The organism is Mesorhizobium sp. CNPSo 4688 (assembly GCF_057784295.1).
The window spans coordinates 1-529 of the sequence record NZ_JBWLUY010000099.1; the positions used below are offsets into that span (position 1 = coordinate 1).

1 protein-coding gene is annotated in these 529 nt (G+C 63.5%); it reads right to left on the bottom strand.

Annotated elements, in window-relative coordinates; all coding sequences use genetic code 11:
* The coding region (locus tag AC04SH_RS34960) for an EF-Tu/IF-2/RF-3 family GTPase (RefSeq protein WP_488578087.1) at positions 1-529 on the bottom strand (529 nt) is incomplete at both ends.

Consider the following 529-nt stretch of genomic DNA (forward strand, 5'->3'; position numbering starts at 1 on the left):
CCCGGCTTGGCCAGAACCTGGCCGCGCTCGACACCTTCACGATCAACGCCGCGCAGCAGCGCGCCGATGTTGTCGCCAGCCTGGCCCTGATCGAGCAGCTTGCGGAACATTTCAACGCCCGTGCAGGTCGTCTTAGTCGTCGGACGGATGCCGATGATTTCCAGTTCCTCGCCGACCTTGACCACGCCACGCTCGACGCGGCCGGTCACGACCGTGCCACGGCCCGAGATCGAGAACACGTCTTCGATCGGCATCAGGAACGGCTTGTCCAGCGGACGAACCGGCGTCGGGATGTAGGCGTCGACCTGAGCCATCAGTTCGCGGATCGCGTCTTCACCGATGGTCTTGTTCGAATCTTCCAGAGCAGCCAGCGCCGAGCCCTTGACGATCGGAATGTCGTCGCCGGGGAACTCGTTCTTCGACAGAAGCTCGCGAACCTCGAGCTCGACCAGTTCCAGCAGCTCGGCGTCGTCGACCTGGTCGACCTTGTTCAGGAACACAACGATCGACGGCACGCCGACCTGACGGG